The sequence below is a fragment of the Arthrobacter sp. yr096 genome (genome assembly GCF_900108925.1).
GTDB lineage: Bacteria > Actinomycetota > Actinomycetes > Actinomycetales > Micrococcaceae > Arthrobacter.
Map to the genome: position 1 here is coordinate 642381 of NZ_FNYI01000003.1, position 23188 is coordinate 665568.

The window sequence follows — 23188 nt, forward strand, 5'->3', positions numbered from 1 at the left end:
GCTGCTCAGAAGCTGTCCTCCAGAAGCTGCTGTTCAGCAGCCGCCTGGGGCACGCCGCAATGGAGCCTGCCGATACAGGTAGCTGCCGTGCGCGGAGAAGCCTGCCTGTGTGTAGAGCGACTGCGCTCCGTGATTGGCCGCCGTGACCAGCAGCCAGAATCCTTCAAGGCCCAGATGGGCGCCGGCCTCCAACAATCCGCCCAAAACCCGTGTGCCGTATCCGCGCCGGCGGTGCGTTGCCGACGTCGCCATGCTGTAAATGCCACCCCAGCCATCCACCAGGGCCAGGCGCCCAACGGCGGCCGGAACGCCGTCGTCGTCCCTGATCAACGCATACAACGACGGGCAAGCGGTGAGTATCTTCCGGGCAACGGCCATCTCGGCCTCGCCGCCACGCCCGTCTACTGACCACCAGACCTTGAGCCATTCCACGGAGGGTTGTTGGGTGATCTCCAGCCCCGGCTGGCCGGCCGGCAAGCCCTCCACGTCACGAACCATGATTCGGGTTTCGGACTGCCTGGTGAAGCGCTGCCTATCCAACACAGCGTTAAGGGCAGCACTGCCGGCATCCTCGAAAACCTGGAAGATCAAAGGAAGGCGACGACTCCGGTACCACTCGCCTGCGGCCCGAACGGCGGCTTCGATGACGCTGTTATCTGGAGCGAGACCCGCTTCCCCGGAGGTTTGCCGTGGCCACACGGAATTGGCACGCTGCGTTACTCCCTCCGAAGCCCGCAGTACCCACCCTCCCGCGTCCTCGCGCTCGATGGCGGGCCACGCTTTGTCCATGAGCCTTTCGATGGCGGCTTGATCCACCACTGCCCCTCACCTTTCCTTGGAAGGAACACCAAAGGCTCCCCACCGCAGTGGAGAGCCTTTGGCAGTTGTACTACTCGGCCTTCGCCTCTGCCTTGGCGGCAGGCTTTGCCTCGGGCTTGAAGTCGACGCCCGCTTCCTTGCGCTGCTGCGCCGTGATGGGAGCAGGAGCCGCGGTCAGGGGGTCGTAGCCGTTGCCGGACTTCGGGAACGCAATGACGTCGCGGATGGATTCCACGCCGGCGAGCAGAGCCACCACGCGGTCCCAGCCGAGGGCCATGCCGCCATGCGGAGGAGCTCCGTACTTGAAGCCCTCCAGGAGGAAGCCGAACTTCGTTTCGGCGTCTTCCTTGTCCAGTCCCATGAGCTGGAAGACGCGTTCCTGCACTTCGCGCTCGTGGATACGGATGGAGCCGCCGCCGATCTCGTTGCCGTTGCAGACGATGTCGTAGGCGTAGGAGAGCGCCGACTCCGGGTCTTGGTCAAACGTGTCAAGGAACTCCGGCTTGGGCGAGGTGAAGGCGTGGTGAACGGCAGTCCACTGTCCCCCACCCACTGCGACGTCGCCAGAGGCAACAGCAGCGGCAGCAGGCTCGAACATGGGAGCATCCACGATCCAAACGAACGCCCAATCCTTGGGATCGATCAAGCCGGTGCGGTGGCCGATCTCAACACGTGCGGCACCCAGCAGGGCACGCGCCGCGGACTTCTCGCCGGCAGCGAAGAAGATGCAGTCGCCGGGCTTGGCGCCAACGGCGTCAGCAAGGCCGGCACGCTCTTCATCCGTGAGGTTCTTGGCAACGGGGCCGGCGAGCTCGCCGTCCTCCTTGAACAGGACGTAGGCCAGGCCCTTGTGTCCACGCTGCTTGGCGAATTCCTGCCAGCCGTCCAGGGTCCGGCGCGGTTGGGAAGCGCCACCGGGCATGACCACTGCGCCGACGTAGGGTGCCTTGAAGACGCCGAAGTTAGTGTCTTTGAAGAACTCGGTAAGTTCAGTCAGCTCCACACCAAAACGCAGGTCAGGCTTGTCCGAACCGTATTTGGCCATGGCGTCCAGATACGTCATGCGGCGGATCGGGGTGGGGATCTCGACGTCGATCAACTGCCACAAGGCCTTGACGATTGCCTCGCCCAATTCAATGACATCGTCCTGGTCAACGAAGCTGGCTTCGATGTCCAACTGCGTGAACTCCGGCTGACGGTCGGCACGGAAGTCCTCGTCACGGTAGCAACGGGCAATCTGGTAATACTTCTCGAAGCCGCCCACTTGGAGGAGCTGCTTGAAAAGCTGCGGCGACTGCGGCAGGGCGTACCAGGAACCCGGGGCAAGACGGGCCGGAACCACGAAGTCGCGGGCGCCTTCCGGCGTCGAACGCGTCAGCGTGGGAGTCTCGATCTCGATGTATCCGCGCTGGTGCAGCAGTTCGCGTGCCACACGGTTTGCCTCTGAACGCAGGCGCATGTTGCGTGCGGGGCCGGGACGGCGAAGGTCAAGGTAACGGTGCTTGAGCCGGGCTTCCTCGCCGACCTCCACGTGCTCGTCAATCTGGAACGGGAGGGGCTCGGAGGTGTTGAGGATAACAACCTTGTCCGCGATAACCTCGATTTCACCGGTCGCCAAAGCCGGGTTCTCGTTGCCTTCGGGACGCTTGTTGACGGTACCCGTCACCTGCAGAACGTACTCGTTCCGCAGGCCGTGGAAGACCTCTTCCTCACGGACAACCACCTGGGCGACACCGGACGCGTCACGCAGGTCAACGAATGCAACGCCACCGTGATCACGGCGGCGGCCCACCCAGCCGGCCAGGGTAACGGTCTGTCCAATGTGCTCGGAGCGAAGGGATCCGAGGTCATGTGTGCGCAGCACAGCATTCCTTTCAGCATGAAATTTAGAGGGACCGCTGCAAAGCGGTCCCGTCCGAGTTTACCCGCCCCGGCCGCGGCTCCCGCCAAGAGGCGGGACAAACTATCTGTCTATCAGGCGGTGGTGACCCGGACGTGGAGGTCCTCATCCGCAGGTGTCCAGCTTGCCGGGTCCGCGTCTACCTGCTCACCGGAGCGGATGTCTTTGACCTGGTGCTTGCCGTCATCGTCTGTGAACCATACAAAGGGAATGCCGCGACGGTCAGCGAATTTGATTTGCTTGCCGAACTTCTCGGCCTTTGCCGCAACTTCCGTGGCGATGCCCCGGCCGCGCAGCTGGGCGGCAATGTCCTGCGCCGCAGACCAGCTGTCGTCTGAATTCAAGGCAACCAACACCGCTGTGGGCACCGATCGGGAGGCCGTGGCCAATTCCTGGCTGAGGATGCGCGAGACGAGTCGCGTGACGCCAATGGAGAGCCCGACGCCGGGGAACTTGCGGTTACCCTTGCTCGCCAAAGCGTCATAGCGTCCGCCCGAACAAATGGAACCGAGCTGCTCATGCCCCACGAGCACCGTCTCCACCACGGTTCCTGTGTAGTAGTCCAGGCCGCGGGCGATGCTGAGGTCGGCCACCACCTTGCCAGGGGCGCGCTGGACGGCAGCCTCAATAACCTGCTCGAGTTCGTCGAGGCCTTCTTCAAGAAGGTCATCAGTGACGCCCAAGGCGCGGACCTGCTGGACAAACGACGTGTCTTCAGTGCGGATGCTTGCCAGCTGAAGGGCAAGGCTTGCTTGCTCATCCGTCGCACCCAGCTCCGACTTCAACAGTTCGGCAACCTTCCCGGCGCCAATCTTCTCCAGTTTGTCGATGCTGCGAAGAACACCAGCCGTGTCCGTCAGGCCGATGCCGCGATAAAAGCCCTCAGCCAGCTTCCGGTTGTTGATCCGGAGCCGGAAATCCGGAATCGGCAACGCACTCAGTGCCTCGGCAATGACCAGCGCGATCTCTACGTCGTAGCGGAAGGGCAATTCGCCGTCGCCCACCACGTCAATGTCCGCCTGCGTAAACTCACGTGCGCGGCCCTCCTGGGGACGCTCGCCACGCCAGACCTTCTGGATCTGGTAACGACGGAACGGAAACGCCAGGTAACCGGCGTTCTCCACCACGTAGCGGGCAAATGGAACGGTGAGGTCAAAATGCAGGGCCAGCGCGTTCGGATCGCCCTTATCCGACTTTGCAGCGTCTCCCTCGTCATCCTGGAGCCTGCTCAGGCCGTAGACCTCTTTGTCGATCTCACCCTTGCGGAGCAGCTGCCCCACGGTCTCAACGGCGCGGGTTTCAATGGAGGAAAATCCGTGCAGCTCGAACGTCTTTCGGAGAGTGTCCAGCACATGAAGCTCCACCAACCGCTCCTGGGGAAGCCACTCGGGGAATCCGGACAGGGAGGCGGTACGTGCCATGGGGGAATTGTCTCCTCAAAGAAAGCTGAACTGGAATCGGCACCGCAGCTTTAAAACGCCCGAACGGCGTTTACAGGGCGGGCGTCCAGCCGGTCATGCATAAACTATGTGCGGCAGCCAGTTTATGCTTTCCGCGCGTGCACATCTAATGCAGCATGCCCGGGTTCCTGTCGGCCGCCATCTATTGAGGACAAATCAGGAGGACTCTTGGCAACAAGGTCGCGGGATGACCGCGAAGCAAAACGTCGCATCAGGCAGATGGAAGCCAAGCGTGCCCTGCGCCAGGAACAGGGAAACCGGCGCAAACGCGACAACACCATTGCCATTGGTGCCGGCGGCGCGGCAGTTGTCCTCGCCGTCGTGCTGCAGCTGACAGTCTTCAGTTCCAACCCCACCGAAGCGGAGTTTGCCGCTGCCGAGGCCGGACTGAGTTCGCCGTCAGCTTCCCCGGCCGCATCCAACAGCGCCGACGTCCCCAGCCCGGACACCGCGGCAGGAAAGACATTCACGGGTGAACTGGCCTTGAACGGCGGTGCCGTGGGTATTGAGTTGAACGGCACAGCAGCTCCACAGGCAGCTGCAGTCTTCAAGTCCCTGAGTGACGCCGGCTATTACAACGGGAAGTTCTGCCACCGCCTGACGACGTCCGAAACGTTCGGGCTCCTGCAGTGCGGCGCCACCGACGAAAACGGGACGGACGACCCCAACTACCGATGGGGTCCACTGGAAAACGCGCCTGCGGACAACAAATACCCTGCGGGGACCATCGCCGTGGCACGCACCGGGAACGACGCATACGGTAACGGCCACCAATTCTTCATCGTTTACAAAGACACCACCATCCCCGCAGACACTGCGGGTGGATACTCAGTGGTGGGCAAGGTGACCAGTGGCCTGGACGTGGTGACCAAGATAGCTGCCGCAGGCCTCAAGTCCGGCGAAAACCCCAACGACGGCGCCCCTGTGGCACCTGTCACGATAGACTCGTTTTCTCTGAAGTAACCAGCTCCAGGCCCCGGCCCGGGGTGCATTACCTTAGCAGTCCCTCCAAGCGAAAGACTTTTAGCGGTGACAGACAGTCAGAAATCCGACGAAACAGCAGCAGTGGCCAATCAGGAAGCGGTCGAGGCAACCGAAACGAACGGGGCGGAGACCCCGGAGCCTGCGCCTGAACAGAAGCCCGAGGCGCCGGCAGCACCGCGTCCGGCTCCATCCGCTGCCCCATCACCGGCTGCCTTCGCAGCCCGCCCGAAGGCCCCCGCCGCCGTCGTTCCTGCCGCCCCGGCTGTGTCCGCGGCGTCGCTCGCCGAGGCCGCCAAGTGGGGCCGCGCAGAAGGTGATGGCCATGTCTTCCTCACGCTGGATGGCGAGGAGATCGCTGTGGGCCAGTACCCGGGTGTCAGTCCTGACGAAGCATTGGGATACTTCGCCCGAAAGTTCGACGACATCATCGCGCAGGTTGTCCTCCTGGAGCACCGCGTAGAGTCCAAGGCTCCCGCTACTGACATGCAGAAGACCGTCACGCACCTTCGCGAGCAGCTCGCCGAGCGCAACATGGTGGGCGACATCCGTTCCGCCGAGGCCCGCTTGGACGCCCTCTCCACACAGGTCGTGGAACTGGAGAAGTCTGAGAAAGCCGCCCATGAGGCCGTACGCGCCAGCGAACTTGCCGCCCGCGAAGCCATTGTGGCCGAAGCAGAGTCAATAGCTGGCCAGGATCCTGCCCAGATCCAGTGGAAGACCTCCAGCGCCCGCATGAATGAACTGTTCGAAACGTGGAAGGCTGCGCAGAAGAGCGGCGTCCGGTTGGGACGCAGCAACGAAGACGCCCTCTGGAAGCGGTTCCGCTCCGCGCGCACGGTCTTCGATCGTCACCGCCGCGCCTACTTCTCCCAGTTGGATAGCAACAATTCTGCTGCGAAGTCCGCCAAGGAAGCCCTGATTGCCGAGGCAGAGGCTCTCTCTTCCTCCACCGACTGGGGTTTTGCTGCCGGCGAGTACCGGAGGCTGATGGACCAGTGGAAGGCCACGCCGCGCGCCAGCCGGAAAGATGATGACGCTCTCTGGGGCCGGTTCCGCGCTGCCCAGGATGTCTTCTTCAGCAACCGTCAGGCCGCCAACGAGCAGATCGACCAGGAGTACACAGCCAACCTGGGCGTCAAGGAACAGCTCGTAGCCGAAGCACAGGCTCTCCTGCCCATCAACGACCTCAACGCTGCCAAGAAGGCCCTGCAATCGATCAGGGACCGCTGGGAAGATGCAGGCAAGGTTCCCCGGGCTGACATGGGCCGCATCGAAGCCGGCCTCCGCAAGGTAGAAGACGCGGTCCGCGACGCCGAGGAAGAGAAGTGGCGCCGGAGCAACCCGGAAACCAAGGCCCGCACCAACAGTGCCCTTTCCCAGCTGGAAACAGCTATTGCCGGCCTCAAGGACGATCTCGAAAAGGCGGAGAAGGCGGGCGACCAGCGCCGCATCAAGGCCGCCCGTGAAGCGTTGGAAGCACGCCAGGCATGGCTGGACCAGATCCAGCGTTCAGCGAGCGATCTCGCCTAGCCAGTCCTGAAATATTGGCTCCTGCAGGCTCCGTCCCGGTTATCCACATATCCGGGACGGAGCCTGTACTCGTTGGGCAACGGCACGGAATGATCGGTGGATGGTCCCCACTCTCACCGCCCTGCCTATCACGGAGCCGGTTGTCTCCGAGCTCTACTCCCCCAGCCGCATTTTTACCTGGAACGAATTGCAGTGCATGGCCATAGACGGCATCCTGCTGCCCCTCTACGGCAAGAGTTATGCCTCACCGGGTGTTGCCGTCACCCACCGCCTGCGGGCACGCGCAGCGGCTCAGACCGTTCCGGAACGGATCCGCACCAAGGTAGTTGCCGGCAGGCTTACGGCCGCCTGGATTTATGGCTGCGCCAGTCCCCCGGAGCGCTTGTCACTCCTGGTGGATGCGAAGCACCGCATTTCAAGCCTGCGCGGGAGCACGCCCTGCAGTCTCCATGAAGTCCGCTTGGGCCAGATGGATGCGATCAGCCTGGGAGGAATACTTGTGAGCAGCCCGCTCCGGACTGCGGCCGATATCGCCCTGCACGTTGAGGCCGAGCGTGCTCTGCCCGCCCTCAGAAGGCTGCTGAACCGGGCTGATCTTGGCATCAGATTGCGCCTGCTGACATTAGCTGTGGAAGCATCGCCACGGCTGCCCCACAAGAAGCGCGCACTGGCAACGCTGGCCAGGCTGACCCAACCGGACCTGAACTAGCTTCGCCGGCGGTTACCAGTAGTGCGGTAGACGTCAAAGACGCCATCAATGCGACGGACGGCGTTCAAGACGTGGTGCAAATACTTGGGATCACCCATCTCAAAAGCGAACTTGGAGATCGCTACACGGTCGCTGGATGTGTGAACAGAAGCAGCGAGGATGTTGACGTGGTTCTCAGACAAGATACGTGTCACGTCAGACAGGAGGGACTTCCGGTCCAGAGCTTCTACCTGGATCTCCACCAGGAAGACGCTGGACTGCGTGGGCGCCCACTCCACTTCAACAATCCGGTCCGGCTGGTCCCGAAGCCCAGAGACATTGGTGCAATCAGTCCTGTGAACGGAAACTCCGGAACCTCGTGTCACGAAGCCGAGAATGGGGTCCGGGGGAACTGGTGTGCAACAGCGGGCCAGCTTGACCCAGACGTCGCCAACACCACGGACGATGACGCCGGAGTCAGAGAACTTCGACTTCGCTACCTGCGTGGGAATGCTGACTTCGTCGAGGTCTTCGTCGGGTGTTTCGTGTCCGCCCAGGTGCTCCACGAGCTTTTCCATCACGGACTGGGCTGAGGTATGGCCATCGCCAACGCCCGCATAGAGCCCGGAGATGTCGACGTAGTGGAAGTCCTCCGCCACAGCAGACAAGGCGTCGTGCGTCATAAGACGCTGCAGCGGCAAGTTCTGCTTCCGCATGGCACGGGTCAACATGTCCTTGCCACGATCAATAGCTTCTTCGCGGCGTTCCTTGGTGAACCACTGACGGATTTTGTTGCGTGCCCGCGCTGACTTGACGAAGTGTTGCCAGTCCTGGCTGGGTCCGGCTCCTTCTGCCTTCGACGTGAAGATCTCAACCCAGTCGCCGTGGTTCAACTCGCTGTTCAGCGGGACCAGCTTGCCGTTGACGCGTGCACCAATCGTGCGGTGGCCCACTTCCGTATGCACGGCGTAGGCGAAGTCAACAGGGGTAGAACCTGCGGGCAGCGCCATGACTTCACCCTTGGGGGTGAAGACAAAAACTTCGCGGGCATTGATTTCATACCGCAGCGAGTCCAGGAACTCACCGGGATCAGAAGTTTCCTGCTGCCAGTCCACCAAGGACCTCAGCCAGCCCATATCGCCGTCGCGGGGGCTGCCGGGTCCCTGCGCGGTCCGGTTCGGCTGGTCCTTGTACTTCCAGTGCGCCGCAACACCGTACTCCGCACGGCGGTGCATCTCATGGGTGCGGATCTGGATCTCCACAGGCTTGCCGCCCGGGCCGATCACCGTGGTGTGGAGGGACTGGTACATGTTGAACTTGGGCATGGCGATGTAGTCCTTGAACCGTCCCGGGAGAGGGTTCCACCGCGAGTGGAGGGTGCCAAGGGCTGCGTAACAGTCCCGTACCGAATCAACCAGGACACGCACGCCCATGAGGTCGTTGATGTCGTCAAAATCCTTATCGCGGACGATCATCTTCTGGTAAATCGAGTAGTAGTGCTTCGGGCGGCCCGTGATGGTGGCTTTGATACGAGCTGTACGGAGGTCATCGGCGATCTGGTTGCGAATGACGCTAAGGCTCTTTTCGCGCTCTGGTGTGCGATCTCCCACCATGCGGACGATTTCCTCGTACACCTTGGGATACAGTGCGGCGAAGGAGAGATCTTCCAGTTCCCACTTGATGGTGTTCATACCTAGGCGGTGCGCCAACGGTGCGAAAATCTCCAGGGTTTCACGCGCCTTGCGTGAGGACGACTCAGCCGAAACGAACCGCCATGTTCTCGCGTTGTGGAGTCGGTCGGCCAGCTTGATCATCAGCACGCGGATGTCCTTGGCCATGGCCACGACCATCTTGCGCACTGTTTCCGATTGCGCTGCCTCGCCAAAACTGACCTTGTCCAGCTTGGTGACACCATCCACGAGCATGGCAACCTCCGGGCCAAAGTCCCGGGTGAGGTCGTTGAGGGTGTACGGGGTATCCTCCACGGTGTCGTGAAGCAGCGCAGCTGCCAAGGTAGTGCCCGTCATGCCGAGCTCGGCAAGAATAGTGGCCACTGCCACCGGGTGGGTGATGTAGGGATCACCGCTCTTGCGTTTCTGTCCTTGGTGGCTCCGCTCGGCTATAGCGAAAGCCCGCTGGATCAGGTCAAAGTCCTCTTTGGGGTTGTTCGCCCGGACGGTACGCAGCAGGGGCTCGAGGATCGGCGAGTACGGAGCGACACCGCGGCCAGTGAGGCGTGCAAGGCGGGATCGCGTGCGCTCCCTGCGCCCTGGGAAAGTAGGTCGCACACCGGGGGTATCCACCGGAACCGCACCAGCAGCCCGTCCAGCCACGTTTGTTGCCGGGACGGCCACAGCATTGCGGCCATCTTCCCCGCCCGCCGGTGGTGCCGACGTCGCACGTTCTTCCACAGAAGTACCCCTCACAACCGATTTAATTCTCCCAGTCTATTCCCGCAAGTGAATGCTTCTGCAACTGGGCAGCACATGACGAACGGAGCGGCAAGTCAAAGAGCCGGCCCCCGCAGTGCTGCGGGGACCGGCTCTCGATCAAACAGTGGGACTGGAGAAGTCCTAAACGGTGGCTTCAGCCCGGCGGTGCGCCACCTTCTTGGCTTGCTTCACCAGCTCAGGTTCGCCCTGACGCAGCCAGGCGTACAACGGTGCAGCGATGAAGATCGTCGCTGCCGTACCGATGAGGATACCCACGAACAGTGCTAGTGAAAGGTCCCGCAGTGTGCCCGCGCCCAGCAGCCCCGCACCGATGAACAGAATCGCCGCCACTGGAAGGACGGCCACCATCATGGTGTTGATGGAGCGGACCAGGGTTTGGTTGACCGCGAGGTTGACCTCCTCGCCGAAGGTGCGCCGGGTGGACGTGGTGATGTCAGCTGTGTTTTCCCGGATCTTGTCGAAGACCACTACGGTGTCGTACAGCGAGTAGCTAAGGACCGTCAGGAATCCAATAATGGCCGATGGCGTCACTTCGAAATCGCTCAACGCGTAGACACCCGCTGTGGTGAACATGGTGACGAGCATTCCCACCAATGCAGAGAGCGACATCTTCCAGGTCCTGAAGTACAGAGCCATGAGGACCGCCGCCAAAGCAACGAAGACCACCAAGCCAATGAGTGCCTGCCTGGTGACGTCCTGGCCCCAGGTTGGGCCAACGAAGTTCGAGGTTACCTCGTTCTCGGTGACACCGTATGCGCTGGTGAGGCCATCCTTGATGCGGTTGGTCTCGTCGTCAGTCAATTGATCCGTCTGGATCCGCATGGTGTTGCCTGCCACATTCGCGACGCGCGGAATGGCGTCAGGCACGACGTCATGGACGGCCTTCTCGCCCAGGCTTGCATCAGTGCTGCTGACGTTGGAGACGGTAAACTCCGAGCCGCCCCGGAACTCGATTCCGAGGTTGAACCCGCCCTTGACGACGGGAATCAGGATGGACAGCGCCACCGCGACGGCCGCGATAATGAACCAGATTTTCTTGGAATTGACGAAGTTGTACGAACGCTTGCCCGTGTAGAGCTCATGGCCGAAGGTTGCGAAGCTCGTGGTCATTACTTCTCCTCCTTGGTGGCCTTGGAGGAACCAGTCAACTGGCCCTTCTCGGCGAGGCGCCGTTCGGCGATGGTCATGCGTCGTTCCGCTTCAGCTGCTGCCCCGCTGTTGCGCGGACGCACGGGCGTGGGCTTGTCCTCGGGAGACCGCAGTCGTCCTGCGCCGCGGTACAGGGGAACTGCCCCAAGACGGTCCGGCGAAAGCCCGGAGAACCGGTGCCCTTCACCGAAGAACTTGGTGCGGGCCAAGACCTGCAGCATGGGGTGCGTGAACATGAAGACCACTAAAAGGTCGGCAAGGGCGGTCAAGCCCAAGGTGAAGGCAAAGCCACGCACGTTGCCAACAGCCACGAAGTAGAGGACCAGCGCGGCCAGGAGGTTGACGGCCTTGGACGCCAGCACCGTGCGCTTTGCACGCTTCCAGCCATTCTCGACGGCGGATACCAGCCCGCGTCCATCGCGCAGCTCATCACGGATGCGTTCAAAGTAGACAATGAACGAGTCCGCGGTCTGACCGATGGCAACGATCAGGCCGGCAACACCAGCAAGCGACAGACGATAGTTCTCGGTCCAGCCCAGGATGGCAATTGCCAAGTAGGTCAGGAGACCGGCAACCACGAGGGACGCAATAGTGACGAGGCCAAGTGCCCGGTATTGGAACAGCGAGTAAACAACCACCAGCAGCAAGCCGATCATGCCGGCCAACAAGCCGAGACGCAGCTGGTCGCCACCGAGGGTGGCAGAGATCTGCTCCTGTGACTGGATTTCGAAGCTGATGGGGAGTGCGCCAAAGCGAAGCTGATCCGACAGGGCTTTGGCGGACGCCTGGGTGAAGTTGCCGGTGATCTGCGGCTTTCCGTCGGTGATGACGGCAAGGGATCGGGGTGCAGAGATGACTTTGTCGTCCAGCACGATCGCGAACTGGGCCTTGGGGTCGTTGCCGCCCTGCGCCTGTGACGCCACATAGAACTGGTTGAGACGTTCAGTGACTTCCTTGAACTTGGCAGTGGCTTCGCCATTGAAGACAATGTTGACGCCCCAGGAGTTGGTCACCGATCCCTGTGCGCCCTGGACCTGGGAGTACGAGGACGAGGCGATGTCCTGGCCCTTGACCTCAACCGGACCAAGAATGTACTTGATGGCCGGAGTCTGCGCGGTGGCTGCCTCGCAGGTAACAAGCGGCTTGGCGGGATCAGAACGATCTCGCCGTTCAGTGGAAGGATTGACGCAGTCCAGTGCCTCAAATTCCTTGACGATGTCAGCGGTCACCCAGTTGTTGTCACTGGCATTCGCGGGCTCTGCCGTGGGCTTGGGCAGCTGGTCTTCAGGTGTCCTGGACTCAACAGGAACTGCAGCGGGGTCGCCCGAGGCAATCACGGGGCGGAAGTTCATATCCGCCGACGCCTGGATCAAGTCGCGGGTTTCCTTGGAGGGTGTCCCGGGAAGGCTGACCACCACATTGCGACCTGACTGGGTGCTGATTTCTGCTTCAGCAACACCAGAGCCGTCAACGCGCTGCCTGATGATGGCAACTGCCTGGTTGAGCTGCTCTTCATTGATTTCACTGGCACCCTCTACCTTGGGTGCGAGGATCATCTGGGTTCCGCCTTCAAGGTCCAAAGCAAGTTTGGGAGCCCAGCTGGCATTGCCAGTCATCACTCCGCCACCCAGGACAGCGGTGAGTACAACGAATATTGCTCCAAGCCAAGTCAGCACCCTGCGGGCTGAGTTTTTGGGGCCGGTCCGTGCCATTATCAATCTTCCTGTTATCGCCGGACAGCCGCCGGCGTACGCGGATAAGCGTCTGCCGGCGGCTCTCCGCTGCCGTAGAAGTTGCCTTGCGCGGTGTTGCCGCGACTGACGGTGCTAGTTGTCCTTCTTGTCCTCTTTGTTGAGGCGCGCAATGGTTTCGTCCGGCGTCTCCACTGCGGCAGGAGCTTCAGTGTCCGCAACGGTCAGGGAAGAGGCATCATCCGGAACAACCGGCGCCTCTTCCGGAGCCGTTTCAACAACTTTGGTAACTGCCTGGCGGTGAACCGTGGCCTGGTTACCCGGGGAAAGTTCGATGACGACCTTGTTTTCGGCTTCGTCGATGGAGACGATGCGGCCAAAAAGACCGAAGCTGGTCATGACGTCGACGCCCGGAGCGAACTTGGACTGCATCTCAGCCTGCTGCTGCTGGGTCTTCTTGTTGCGGCGGAACATCATGAAGACAAAGAGTCCAAGCATGACGAACAGCAATATGGTCATTGGATCCACAGGGAAGTTCCGTTCTGTACTTACGTTTTGGTTCACGGCAACGTCCCTGGCAGATCCGCGAAGCGGGCGCATGGATCAAGGACTCGAACGTGCCGAGCGTCATACCAGTCTAGAGGGAAAAGCTGAACACGGCGTGTTAACCGATGGTATCCACGCTTTCGGCGTGGTTTTCCTCTTCATCGAACAACGCCAGTGTCTCTTGGCCGAAGACGCCGGACGGCACCGCGTAGCCGAGGTGGGTCCAGGCAGGCGCCATTGCGATGCGGCCCCTGGGCGTCCGCCCCAATAGTCCCTCGCGCACCAGGAAGGGCTCGGCAACGGTCTCTACAGTTTCTGGTTCCTCACCTACGGCAATCGCCAAGGTGGACAGACCCACCGGGCCACCGTTGAACTTGGTAATGAGGGCTTCGAGCACTGAGCGGTCAAGCCGGTCAAGGCCCCGCTGGTCCACTTCATACATATCCAAGGCCGCCGACGCGGAACGGGCATCGATCTGATCGATGCCATGAACCAGTGCCCAGTCCCGGACACGGCGCAGCAGACGGTTGGCAATACGCGGCGTGCCTCGCGACCGACCCGCGATCTCCGTGAATCCGGCCGAATTCACCTTGAGGTCCAAAAGCCCTGCCGAACGGCGAAGCACAAGTTCAAGCTCCGCTACGGAGTAAAACTCAAGATGCCCGGTAAATCCGAAACGATCCCGCAGTGGCCCAGGCAGCAGGCCGGCACGTGTGGTGGCCCCTACCAGGGTGAACGGCGGAAGCTCAAGTGGGATGGCCGTGGCACCGGCACCCTTGCCCACCACGATGTCTACACGGAAGTCCTCCATGGCCATGTACAGCATTTCCTCTGCAGGCCGGGACATCCGGTGAATTTCATCGAGGAACAAGACCTCGCCCTCCGACAAGGAGGAAAGAATGGCAGCGAGGTCACCTGCATGCTGGATGGCCGGACCACTGCTGATCCGCAATGGCGCGTTCATTTCCGCAGCAATGATCATGGCCAGCGTGGTCTTGCCCAGCCCCGGTGGACCGGACATCAACACATGGTCGGCGCTGCGCCCGCGCATCTTTGACGCCTCCAACACCAACGCCAGCTGCTTGCGGACCCGGTGCTGGCCAACGAAATCGTGCAGGTTCTTGGGCCGGAGGGCCGCCTCAATGACCCGCTCCTCCGGTTCCTCTCCCCCGCTGACCAAGGACTGCTCAGCCACGGCTGCCTACACGGTTGCCGGCGCGGGCGCCGTCCTGGCCCAGCCACCGCAGCGTTGCACGGAGGATGTGGGCGACATTTCCCGAGTCCACCAGCTCCGGAGAATCGGCCATGGCTTTGTCGATGCTGCCCGTGGCGTCCTTCTCTGACCATCCCAGGCTGGTCATTGCCGCAACCACTTGCGGCTTCCAGTCTGCCTTGACGGCAGTTTCCGGAGCAGCGGCCGTCCCCGTTCCATGCGGGACCAACTTTCCGGCCAGTTCCAGGACAATGCGCCCTGCGACCTTGGGCCCAATGCCGGGAACCTTCGTAAAGGCCTTGCCGTCACCAGTGTGCGCAGCCACCCGGATAGCTTCGGGTTCGTGGACCGCGAGAACAGCCAACGCCAGCCTGGGTCCCACGCCGCTGACGCTGAGCAGGACATCGAAAACTTCGCGTTCGTCGTCATCGGCGAAACCGAACAGCGTCAGGGAATCCTCCCTGACGATCATGGAGGTGAAGAGCTTGGCTTCAGATCCGACCTTGAGGTGGCTGAGGGTCTGCGGGGTGGCAAAGACACTCATGCCGGCGCCGTTGAGGTCAATGACGGCGGTGGACAAACCAACGTGGGCTACGGTTCCACGGAGAAAACTGATCAAGACCCGGCTCCTGAATTATTGCGGCCAAAGCGGACTATCCGAACATATCTACGAATACCCTAGCAAGGCAGGGCACCAATCACCGCGCGCGGCGCGCTTTTGCCTCCGCTTCGGCCCATGCCTTCTGAGCAGGAGTGAGTGAACCTTTTCCGGAGGCGCCACCTGCCGAGCCCATTCCACTGCCTGCGCGCCACGCGTGCGTGAGTGCCAGGGCAAGGGCATCGGCCGCATCGGCAGGCTTGGGCGGCGCATCCAGCCGCAAAATTTTTGTCACCAGCTTGGTGACGGCATCTTTGTTGGCCGTACCACTGCCGGTCACCGCGGCCTTGACCTCGGAAGGGGTGTGCAAGGCCACCGGGATGCCACGGCGTGCCGCTGCGGCAATAACGACGCCTGATGCCTGGGCAACGCCCATCACCGTGCTGACGTTCATCTGCGAGAAAACACGTTCGACTGCGACGACGTCCGGCTCATGCCGGTCCAGCCATTCATCGATGGCTTCGGCAATGACCAGCAAGCGCTTATCCAGCGTCAGCTCTGCCGAAGTTCCCACAACCCCCACAGCAACCATGGTGGCGCGGCGGTTCCTTTCGATGTCCACCACACCGATGCCGCAACGGGTAAGGCCCGGATCGACTCCTAATACGCGAAGAGTCAAGTCCGGGCCTTCCTGTCTGTTATCACCCTTGAAAGCCGCCCCGCCTAGTCGGCGTCGAGGGCAGCCTGCACTTCCTCGCTGAGGTCCGCATTGCTGTAGACGTTCTGGACGTCGTCCAGGTCTTCCAGTGCATCCACGAGCTTCATGAATTTCCGGGCGCCATCGACGTCAAGGTCCACCTGCATGGACGGGACGAATTCGGCTTCGTCGGTTTCGTAATCGATGCCCGCTTCCTTCAGTGCGTCACGAATGGCCTGGAGGTCGGACGGTTCGGAGTGGATTTCCCAGTTCTCGCCGCTGTCCTTGACTTCCTCGGCGCCGGCTTCCAGGACCGCCATCAGGATGTCGTCTTCGCTCAGGCCGTTCTTCGGCAGCACCACTACGCCCTTCCGGGCAAAAAGGTAGCTGACGGAGCCGGGGTCGGCGATGGTGCCGCCATTGCGCGAAATAGCGAGGCGAACCTCGGAGGCGGCGCGGTTCTTGTTGTCGGTCAGACATTCGATCAGCAATGCCGAACCCTGCGGGCCACGGGCCTCGTACATGATTTCGGTGTAGTCGACCACCTCACCGGTGAGGCCTGCACCACGCTTGATGGCACGGTCAATGTTGTCATTGGGTACCGAGGTCTTCTTCGCCTTGGTGACCGCGAGTTCCAAGCCAGGGTTGCCAGCAAGGTCCGGGCCACCCATGCGGGCGGCAACTTCGATGTTCTTGATCAGTTTCGCGAACGACTTTGCACGCCTGCCGTCAATGATGGCTTTCTTGTGCTTGGTGGTCGCCCATTTGGAGTGGCCTGACATGCTTTACGCTTCTCCTCTGATCATTCGAATAAAGAGTTCATGCACGCGCTTCTCTCCCGTCACTTCCGGGTGGAAGGAGGTGGCCAGCAGGTGGCCTGAACGCACTGCAACAATTCTAGCCACTCCATGCAAAGTGGCCGTGTGGCTGGCGTGATCCGGATCAACCTGCGCCAGTACTTCCACGGTGGGACCCACGCGCTCAACCCATGGGCCGCGAATGAACACAGCATGGACAGGGTCCACGCCGGAATCGCCTGCACTGAAATCCAGGCCCTTGAAATCGAGGTCGGTTTCAAAGGACTCGCGCTGCCGCCCAAAAGCGTTGCGCCGCACAGTGATGTCCAGTCCACCGAAGGTCTGCTGTGGATTTCCCTCGAGGTCGGTCGCTGGATCAGCGATTTCATCGGCCAGCAAGATCATGCCGGCACAGGAACCGTAGACGTGCAGGCCGTCAGCGATGCGCTTCTTCAGCGGGTCGCGTAGTTCGAAAATCCGGGACAGTTTGTCAATAGTGGTGGATTCGCCGCCCGGGATGATCAGGCCGTCGATGTCGTCCAGTTCGGCAGGCCTGCGGATACCCACGCCCGTGGCACCTGCGGCCTCCACAGCGCGGATATGCTCGCGGAAGTCGCCCTGGAGCGCCAGTACACCGATCCGGAGTCCTGAACCCACGCGTGATGAAGCGTCGGAAAGGGGGTTGGTCATTGGACCATCATAGTGGCCATCGCCCTTCCGGCGGTCCTCCATGGCGCCTGCGGACCCGGTTGCATGCCCTGACTGGGATATATTACAGAGCATGCTTTCCTTCAGCGTCCCCATCGGCAAGCTGGTCCGCACTCTGTCCCGGCTCCGGGGTGGAGGATCAGCTTTTCCCGGCCTGGTGGTCGAGAAAATCGACCCCGGCTTCATGCAGCGAACGCTGGCCTCCCTCCCCCACGGCGTGGCCGTGGTCAGTGGAACCAACGGAAAAACCACCACCACAAAGATGGTGGTGGAACTCCTTGAAAGCCAAGGATTGAAAGTCTTCACCAACCGCACCGGAAGCAACTTCACCCGGGGCGTTGCTGCCTCGCTCCTGGGCGACGTGGATTGGCGGGGCCGGCTCGACGCTGACATCGCCATCCTTGAACTCGACGAGGCCCACGCCGTCCATTTCGTGAACAAAGTCCAGCCGAGGTTCAGCCTGCTGCTCAATGTCCTTCGCGACCAATTGGACCGTTTCGGCGAAATCGACAAGACTGCCCGGCTCCTTGAGCACATCGCCTCCAGGACCACGGACACCGTGGTACTGAACCGTGAAGATCCCCGGGTTGCCCGGATAGCCACCACCGTCAACAGCCTGGACGCAGTCCATCACCCCGACGTGCGCTACTTCGGCCTGGACGAATCGCTCCGCAGCACTTTTCCTAATGATGATGAGATGCGTACCGGCAGCGGCCCTTCCCCGTCGGGGACTTCCGTAGCCGCGGCGGCTGGTGAGGCAGTTGACCTGCCGGGTGCCGACGTCGTACTCCGCCGGGTAGGCGCGCAGGATGCTGACTTTGAGTTCGACGGCGAGACCGTCACCACGGCGATGAAGCTGCGCGGTATTTACAACATCTTCAATGCCGCGGCCGCGCTGTCACTGGCACGTGCCGTTTTGGGGACCGGCCCCGTTGACACGCCCAAACTTGTGAAGGCCCTGGGCGACGTCGCCCCCGCATTTGGCCGCGGGGAAAGCCTGACGGTAGATGGACAACCGCTCGAATTAGTGTTGGTGAAGAACCCCAGCGGCTTCCGGCTTGGGCTGAAGTCCTTCCCCGCCGGCGGTTACGCCACCATGATCGCCATCAATGACAACTACGCAGACGGCAGGGACATGTCGTGGCTGTGGGATGTCGAGTTCGAATCCCTGAGGGATGATGGCGTGGAAGTACTCACCGGCGTTCGGGCCTACGACATGGCGCTGAGGCTGCAGTATGACGACGTACCTTTCGGACTTGTGGAACCCGACATCACAGCAGCATTGCGATCCTTCATCAATGGCTCAAGGGGCAAGCCCAAACGAATCTTCTGCACCTACACCTCCATGCTCGCCATTCGCCGTGAACTGGCCAAAATCACCATAGTTGAGGTGGTCTCATGACCTCGGAAGCACTGCCAACGGCCCAGGGGTCGCAGCCCGCCAAGGGAACCATCCGCGTCCTCCAGCTCTACCCGCGGGAGATGAACATCTACGGTGACTGGGGCAATGCCCTGGTCCTTCAGCAACGTATCAAATGGCACGGTTACACGCCCGAGTTGCTGGAATACAACGTGGGTGACGAGTTTCCTGACGACGTCGACATCATCGTCGGTGGCGGGGGGCAGGACAGCGGCCAGCTGGTCATCCAGGATGACCTCCAGTCGCGCGCCGACCGCCTCCGGGAGATGGCCGATGCCGGCGCACCCATGCTGGTCATTTGCGGTCTCTACCAACTTTTTGGCAAGTTCTTCAAAACCAGCGCCGGACCTGTCATCCCGGGCATCGGCATCCTGGATGTCGAAACACACGGTACGGACGAGCGGCTGATCGGCAACGTGATCATGAAGTCCACCGAATTCGGGGACATCATGGGCTACGAGAATCACAGCGGACAGACCACGTTGGGTCCCGGCGTCGAACCTCTCGGAACTGTCACCAAGGGCGCCGGAAACAACAGCAAGGATGGCCACGAGGGTGCCCGGTACAACAATGTTGTGGCCAGCTACCTGCACGGTTCACTGTTGCCGAAGAACCCGGCGATCGCCGACTTCCTCATCAGGACAGCTGCCGAACGCAAGTACGGCACCTTCGTGCCGGGAGCGCCCGACGACGACTACGCCCGCCTCGCGCGCGAGCACGCAGCCCGCCGGCCGCGCTAGCGACTACTTTTCCTTGGTGATCAGGAGTTCATGGGCACCGGCGGTCGCCGCACCCATGGACTCCACCACAGCCTTGGTTCGCTGGTAGGTTTCAGCATCGGCAGCGGGCGTTGCGCAGACTCCCTGCGGTGCGTCACTGGCCACTGAGCACCACCGGTAAGGATCCCGGACAATAACCGAAGGTGCCCAGGCCAGGTCTGAAGCCGTCCACACACCTGCGGTGTTCTGGCTGAACTGTGCCCTTACCAGCAAGCCTTCGTTGTTGACCACGTACCAGGGCGATAGTTCCGTGACTCCGTTGCCCAGTCCATACACGATCCATGTGCCCTTGTAATTCTCGATGGGAAGCACCGAATGGGTGTGGTGCCCGTAGATCATGGTGAACTGACCGCTGTCCACCAGGGCATGCGCCACGTCCTGCTGCTGGGCATTGGCTTCGCTGGCGTACTCGTCACCGGCGTGCATGACGCCCAGCACAATGTCAGCCCCCAACGCCTTGGCCTGGGTTGCCTTGGCAATCATGGCCGCGGGATCCAGCTCGTCGACCAACCACGGGTACTCGGGAATTTGTCCGTTATGGCCGTAAGTACCGATGATCACGGCCACCTTGGCCGCATCCGTCTGAATCATCAATATTTCCTTGGACGCCGCCTCTGTACGGTATGAACCTGTGTGCTTGAGTCCGGCCGCGTCGAGGGCGTCCAGCGTCCTCAGGAGCCCCTCCGTCCCGCGGTCAATCGTGTGGTTGCTGGCCGTGGTGCAGGCTTGGTAACCCACGTTCTTGGAGGCGCTGATGATCTGCGGCGGCACATTGAAGGATGGATAGGCAGAGAACGGGCCCTCCGGCGTTGCGACGGGGGTTTCCTGGTGACAGATGGCGAGATCGCTGTTTGCGATGTAGCGCCGCTGTCCTTCCAGAAGGGGAACGAAGGTATAACCGGGTATGCCTGCAGCGGCGGCGTCCGCCCGTGCCTGCTGCCACAGTTGGGTGTGGACCAGCATGTCGCCGGTCACTGTAACGGAAGTGCACCTCAGCTCCGGACAAGCCGGGCCCTTGCCGGGAGTAGGGTTTGGAGCGGGAGTGCGGGTGGGGGTTGGCGACTCAGTGGCGGGAGCCGAGGCCGAGCTGCTGCGGTTCTGATCATCAGTCTCGGCGATGACACCGCAAGCACCCAAGGTCACGGCCATTAACGCCCCTCCCAGCGCGGTCAGCGCCTTTGGCGATCCGAACCTGGCAATTGAAGATGTGATCTTCCCCATGATTTTTATCCTAAGGCGGGAGAGCGGCCCAGTCGGGCGCGGCACCCTTGAGGACACGATTCTTACGTGAAAGAGTCACTTCATGACCAATCCTCTGCTGAGCCCCAGCCCCCTGCCGTATGGACTGCCGCCGTTTGCCGGGATCACCCCCGAGCACTACGCCGAGGCCGTGGACGCCGGTCTGGCCGAGCACCTGAAGGAAATCCAACTGATCGCGGGCAACCCCGAACCCGCGTCCTTCGAGAACACAGCCGTGGCCATGGAACGTTCGGGAATGCTCTTGAACAGGGCAGCAGCTGCATTCTTCACGTTGGTCTCGGCAGACGCGTCAGATGCCATAAAGAGGTTGGAGACGGAGTTATCACCCAAGTTCTCCGCCCACCAGGATGCCGTGTACATGAACCGTGACCTCTACCATCGGTTTGCGGCCATCGATGCCGGCAACCTTGATGCCGAGGCAGTTCGCCTGGTGCAGGAGTACCTCAAAGAGTTCCGGCAGTCAGGCATCCAACTCGATGATGCCGGCCAATTGCGATTGCGCGAAGTCAACGCGGAGCTCTCACGATTGGGCACTGAGTTCGGCCAGCGCGTCAAGGAGGGAATGAAGTGTTCCGCACTTCTGCTGAACGACGTTGGGGACTTGGCCGGGCTGCCGGCCGACGACGTCGCTGCCGCCGCCGAAGCCGCGAAAAACGCTGGACATGACGGCCATTACCTCCTCACCCTGATCCAGCCCAGCAACCAGCCCGCCCTGGCCTCCCTGGACAACCGGTCCGTCCGCCGTCGACTCTTCGAGGGGTCCTTGGCCCGCGGCACGGACGGCAGCTCCCTCGATGTGCGCGAGCTCGTGACGGCTACGGTTGGGCTGCGGGCCGAGAAGGCAACGCTTTTGGGCTTCAGCAACTTTGCCGAACTCGTGGTGGACCAGCAGACAGCCCCCACTTTCAGCGCCGTCGAAGAGATGCTGGGCAGACTGGCCCCAGCCGCCCTGCGGAATGCCACTGCAGAAGCCACTGCGCTGGCGCAATCCGCAGGCCATGCACTGGAACCCTGGGACTGGGCGTACTACTCCGCCAGGGTCCGCAGAGAGAAGTATGAGGTTGACGAACAAGCGCTGCGACCCTATTTCGCCCTCGAAACAGTCCTGACAGACGGCGTGTTCCATGCAGCTACCCAGCTCTACGGCATCACTTTTCACGAGCGCATCGACTTGAAGGGGTACCACCCCGATGTCCGTGTCTGGGAGGTCCGCAATGAGGACGGAAGTGGCTTAGGCCTGTTTCTCGGTGACTATTACACCCGGTCGTCAAAGCGAGGCGGCGCATGGATGAACTCGCTCGTGGAACAGTCCGGCCTTCTGGGCACGCGGCCGGTGGTCATCAACAACCTCAACATCACCAAACCAGCACCCGGCGAGCCCACCCTGTTGACCCTTGACGAACTCCGCACCGTGTTCCATGAATTCGGCCACGCGCTCCATGGGCTCTTCTCCGATGTGACGTATCCACGATTCTCAGGAACATCGGTGCCGCGCGACTTCGTTGAGTACCCCTCCCAAGTTAACGAAATGTGGATCATGTGGCCCGAAGTCCTGGCCAATTACGCACGCCATCACTCCACTGGCGAACAACTCCCCCAGGACATTGTGGACAAGCTCAATGCCTCGCAACTATGGGGTGAAGGATTCGCTACCACTGAATATCTGGGGGCGGCACTGCTGGACATTGCCTGGCATGTTCTGGCGGAAGCCAATGTGCCGGACGACGTCCTGGCCTTCGAGGCCAAGGCACTTGCCGGGGCAGGCATCGCGCATCCGCTGTTCCGCCGCGCTACCGCACGGGATACTTCCAGCACATCTTTGCCGGGGCAGGTTACGCCGCGGGCTACTACTCCTACATCTGGAGCGAAGTGCTGGACGCGGACACCGTGGAGTGGTTCAAGGACAACGGCGGCCTGTCACGGGCCAACGGAGACAAGTTCCGTGCCGAGCTGCTCTCCAGGGGAAACAGCCGCGACCCCCTGGAGTCATTCCGGGCATTCCGGGGCCGCGACGCCCACTTGGAACCGCTCCTGAAGCGTCGCGGACTGGAGTAACAACGACGCCGGGCCGGTCACCTCATCAAGGTGACCGACCCGGCGTCGTACTTCTTTTGCTGTTTACCAGCCGCGCTCTGCGAGGCGGTGGGGCTGCGGGATGTCGTCGACGTTGATACCGACCATGGCTTCGCCGAGGCCGCGGGAGACCTTGGCGATCACGTCGGGATCGTCGTAGAAGGTGGTGGCCTTGACGACGGCGGCGGCGCGCTGGGCGGGGTTGCCGGACTTGAAGATACCGGAGCCAACGAACACGCCGTCGGCGCCGAGCTGCATCATCATCGCAGCATCAGCCGGGGTAGCAATACCGCCGGCGGTGAACAGGACCACGGGGAGCTTGCCCGTGGCGGCAACTTCCTTGACCAGCTCGTACGGGGCCTGCAGTTCCTTGGCCGCAACATACAGCTCGTCCTCGGGCAGGGCAGACAGCTTGGCGATCTC

At 61.7% G+C, this 23188-nt stretch carries 18 protein-coding genes and 2 pseudogenes; 6 read left to right on the forward strand and 14 right to left on the reverse strand.

What is annotated here, in order from left to right; genetic code table 11:
* Positions 1–33: 33 nt before the first annotated feature.
* The 3 genes from BMY91_RS10820 to hisS all read right to left on the reverse strand — a co-directional run bounded on the left by BMY91_RS10820 (position 34) and on the right by hisS (position 4140).
* On the reverse strand, positions 34–819 hold the full coding sequence (locus BMY91_RS10820; protein WP_090821685.1) for a GNAT family N-acetyltransferase: 786 nt from the start codon (positions 817–819) through the stop codon (positions 34–36).
* A 70-nt stretch (positions 820–889) separates the two neighbouring features.
* Positions 890–2683: an aspartate--tRNA ligase gene (aspS, locus tag BMY91_RS10825; RefSeq protein WP_090821688.1), complete on the reverse strand. Its 1794-nt coding sequence runs from the start codon at positions 2681–2683 to the stop codon at positions 890–892.
* 110 nt (positions 2684–2793) lie between these two features.
* Complete coding sequence (gene hisS / locus BMY91_RS10830) at positions 2794–4140, reverse strand: histidine--tRNA ligase (protein ID WP_090821690.1); 1347 nt, start codon at positions 4138–4140, stop codon at positions 2794–2796.
* Between the two features lie 207 nt (positions 4141–4347).
* On the opposite strand from hisS, the gene BMY91_RS10835 reads away from it, so the two are divergent.
* The 3 genes from BMY91_RS10835 (at position 4348) to BMY91_RS10845 (ending at position 7402) form a co-directional block, all read left to right on the forward strand.
* Positions 4348–5142, forward strand: coding sequence for a peptidylprolyl isomerase (locus tag BMY91_RS10835; protein ID WP_177179896.1), 795 nt, complete (start codon positions 4348–4350; stop codon positions 5140–5142).
* A 66-nt stretch (positions 5143–5208) separates the two neighbouring features.
* Positions 5209–6693: a DUF349 domain-containing protein gene (locus BMY91_RS10840; RefSeq protein ID WP_090821692.1), complete on the forward strand. Its 1485-nt coding sequence runs from the start codon at positions 5209–5211 to the stop codon at positions 6691–6693.
* A 100-nt stretch (positions 6694–6793) separates the two neighbouring features.
* Complete coding sequence (locus BMY91_RS10845) at positions 6794–7402, forward strand: hypothetical protein (RefSeq protein WP_090821694.1); 609 nt, start codon at positions 6794–6796, stop codon at positions 7400–7402.
* Here BMY91_RS10845 and BMY91_RS10850 read toward each other — a convergent pair.
* The 9 genes from BMY91_RS10850 to pdxT form a co-directional block, all read right to left on the reverse strand.
* Positions 7399–9792: a RelA/SpoT family protein gene (locus BMY91_RS10850; RefSeq protein WP_090821696.1), complete on the reverse strand. Its 2394-nt coding sequence runs from the start codon at positions 9790–9792 to the stop codon at positions 7399–7401. The two genes, BMY91_RS10845 and BMY91_RS10850, sit on opposite strands and share 4 nt — an antisense overlap.
* 162 nt (positions 9793–9954) lie before the next feature.
* Positions 9955–10944 carry a protein translocase subunit SecF gene (gene secF, locus BMY91_RS10855; RefSeq protein ID WP_090821698.1) on the reverse strand — a complete coding sequence of 330 codons (990 nt, stop codon included), beginning with the start codon at positions 10942–10944 and terminating at the stop codon, positions 9955–9957.
* Positions 10944–12695, reverse strand: coding sequence for a protein translocase subunit SecD (gene secD / locus BMY91_RS10860; protein WP_090821700.1), 1752 nt, complete (start codon positions 12693–12695; stop codon positions 10944–10946). The genes secF and secD overlap by 1 nt, the downstream gene beginning before the upstream one ends.
* Positions 12696–12809: 114 nt before the next feature.
* Complete coding sequence (gene yajC, locus BMY91_RS10865) at positions 12810–13193, reverse strand: preprotein translocase subunit YajC (protein ID WP_175538602.1); 384 nt, start codon at positions 13191–13193, stop codon at positions 12810–12812.
* A 145-nt stretch (positions 13194–13338) separates the two neighbouring features.
* Positions 13339–14415, reverse strand: a complete 1077-nt coding sequence (gene ruvB, locus BMY91_RS10870) for a Holliday junction branch migration DNA helicase RuvB (RefSeq protein WP_090821701.1) — start codon at positions 14413–14415, stop codon at positions 13339–13341.
* Positions 14408–15052, reverse strand: coding sequence for a Holliday junction branch migration protein RuvA (gene ruvA, locus BMY91_RS10875; protein ID WP_090821703.1), 645 nt, complete (start codon positions 15050–15052; stop codon positions 14408–14410). The genes ruvB and ruvA overlap by 8 nt, the downstream gene beginning before the upstream one ends.
* Before the next feature lie 79 nt (positions 15053–15131).
* Complete coding sequence (gene ruvC, locus BMY91_RS10880) at positions 15132–15710, reverse strand: crossover junction endodeoxyribonuclease RuvC (protein WP_090821705.1); 579 nt, start codon at positions 15708–15710, stop codon at positions 15132–15134.
* A gap of 44 nt (positions 15711–15754) precedes the next feature.
* Positions 15755–16510: a YebC/PmpR family DNA-binding transcriptional regulator gene (locus tag BMY91_RS10885; RefSeq protein ID WP_090821706.1), complete on the reverse strand. Its 756-nt coding sequence runs from the start codon at positions 16508–16510 to the stop codon at positions 15755–15757.
* 3 nt (positions 16511–16513) lie between these two features.
* The gene (gene pdxT / locus BMY91_RS10890) at positions 16514–17215 is read right to left on the reverse strand and encodes a pyridoxal 5'-phosphate synthase glutaminase subunit PdxT (RefSeq protein WP_090821792.1); all 702 of its coding nucleotides are present in this window, start codon (positions 17213–17215) and stop codon (positions 16514–16516) included.
* 91 nt (positions 17216–17306) lie between these two features.
* Here pdxT and BMY91_RS10895 point away from each other — a divergent pair, with 91 nt between their 5' ends.
* Positions 17307–18635 (forward strand): Mur ligase family protein, encoded by a 1329-nt coding sequence (locus tag BMY91_RS10895; RefSeq protein WP_090821708.1) that lies wholly within the window; start codon positions 17307–17309, stop codon positions 18633–18635.
* Positions 18632–19393, forward strand: coding sequence for a type 1 glutamine amidotransferase (locus BMY91_RS10900; protein WP_090821710.1), 762 nt, complete (start codon positions 18632–18634; stop codon positions 19391–19393). Before BMY91_RS10895 ends, BMY91_RS10900 begins: the two co-directional genes overlap by 4 nt.
* Positions 19394–19396: 3 nt before the next feature.
* Here BMY91_RS10900 and BMY91_RS10905 read toward each other — a convergent pair whose 3' ends face one another.
* Entirely contained in the window at positions 19397–20662 is a 1266-nt protein-coding gene (locus tag BMY91_RS10905) for a CapA family protein (protein WP_090821794.1), read from the reverse strand.
* A 73-nt stretch (positions 20663–20735) separates the two neighbouring features.
* On the opposite strand from BMY91_RS10905, the pseudogene BMY91_RS10910 reads away from it, so the two are divergent.
* A pseudogene (locus BMY91_RS10910) lies at positions 20736–22747 on the forward strand (M3 family metallopeptidase).
* Between the two features lie 63 nt (positions 22748–22810).
* Here BMY91_RS10910 and BMY91_RS10915 read toward each other — a convergent pair.
* Positions 22811–23188, reverse strand: a pseudogene (locus BMY91_RS10915) (pyridoxal 5'-phosphate synthase lyase subunit PdxS); the annotation flags it as partial.

Bases quoted from the DNA above. Each gene is read 5' to 3' on its own strand.
- hisS (WP_090821690.1), bottom strand. From the start codon at position 4,140: ATGGCACGTACCGCCTCCCTGTCCGGATTCCCCGAGTGGCTTCCCCAG.
- BMY91_RS10845 (WP_090821694.1), top strand. From the start codon at position 6,794: ATGGTCCCCACTCTCACCGCCCTGCCTATCACGGAGCCGGTTGTCTCC.
- secF (WP_090821698.1), bottom strand. From the start codon at position 10,944: ATGACCACGAGCTTCGCAACCTTCGGCCATGAGCTCTACACGGGCAAG.
- secD (WP_090821700.1), bottom strand. From the start codon at position 12,695: ATGGCACGGACCGGCCCCAAAAACTCAGCCCGCAGGGTGCTGACTTGG.
- yajC (WP_175538602.1), bottom strand. From the start codon at position 13,193: ATGACCATATTGCTGTTCGTCATGCTTGGACTCTTTGTCTTCATGATG.
- BMY91_RS10885 (WP_090821706.1), bottom strand. From the start codon at position 16,510: ATGTCAGGCCACTCCAAATGGGCGACCACCAAGCACAAGAAAGCCATC.
- pdxT (WP_090821792.1), bottom strand. From the start codon at position 17,215: ATGACCAACCCCCTTTCCGACGCTTCATCACGCGTGGGTTCAGGACTC.
- BMY91_RS10895 (WP_090821708.1), top strand. From the start codon at position 17,307: ATGCTTTCCTTCAGCGTCCCCATCGGCAAGCTGGTCCGCACTCTGTCC.
- BMY91_RS10900 (WP_090821710.1), top strand. From the start codon at position 18,632: ATGACCTCGGAAGCACTGCCAACGGCCCAGGGGTCGCAGCCCGCCAAG.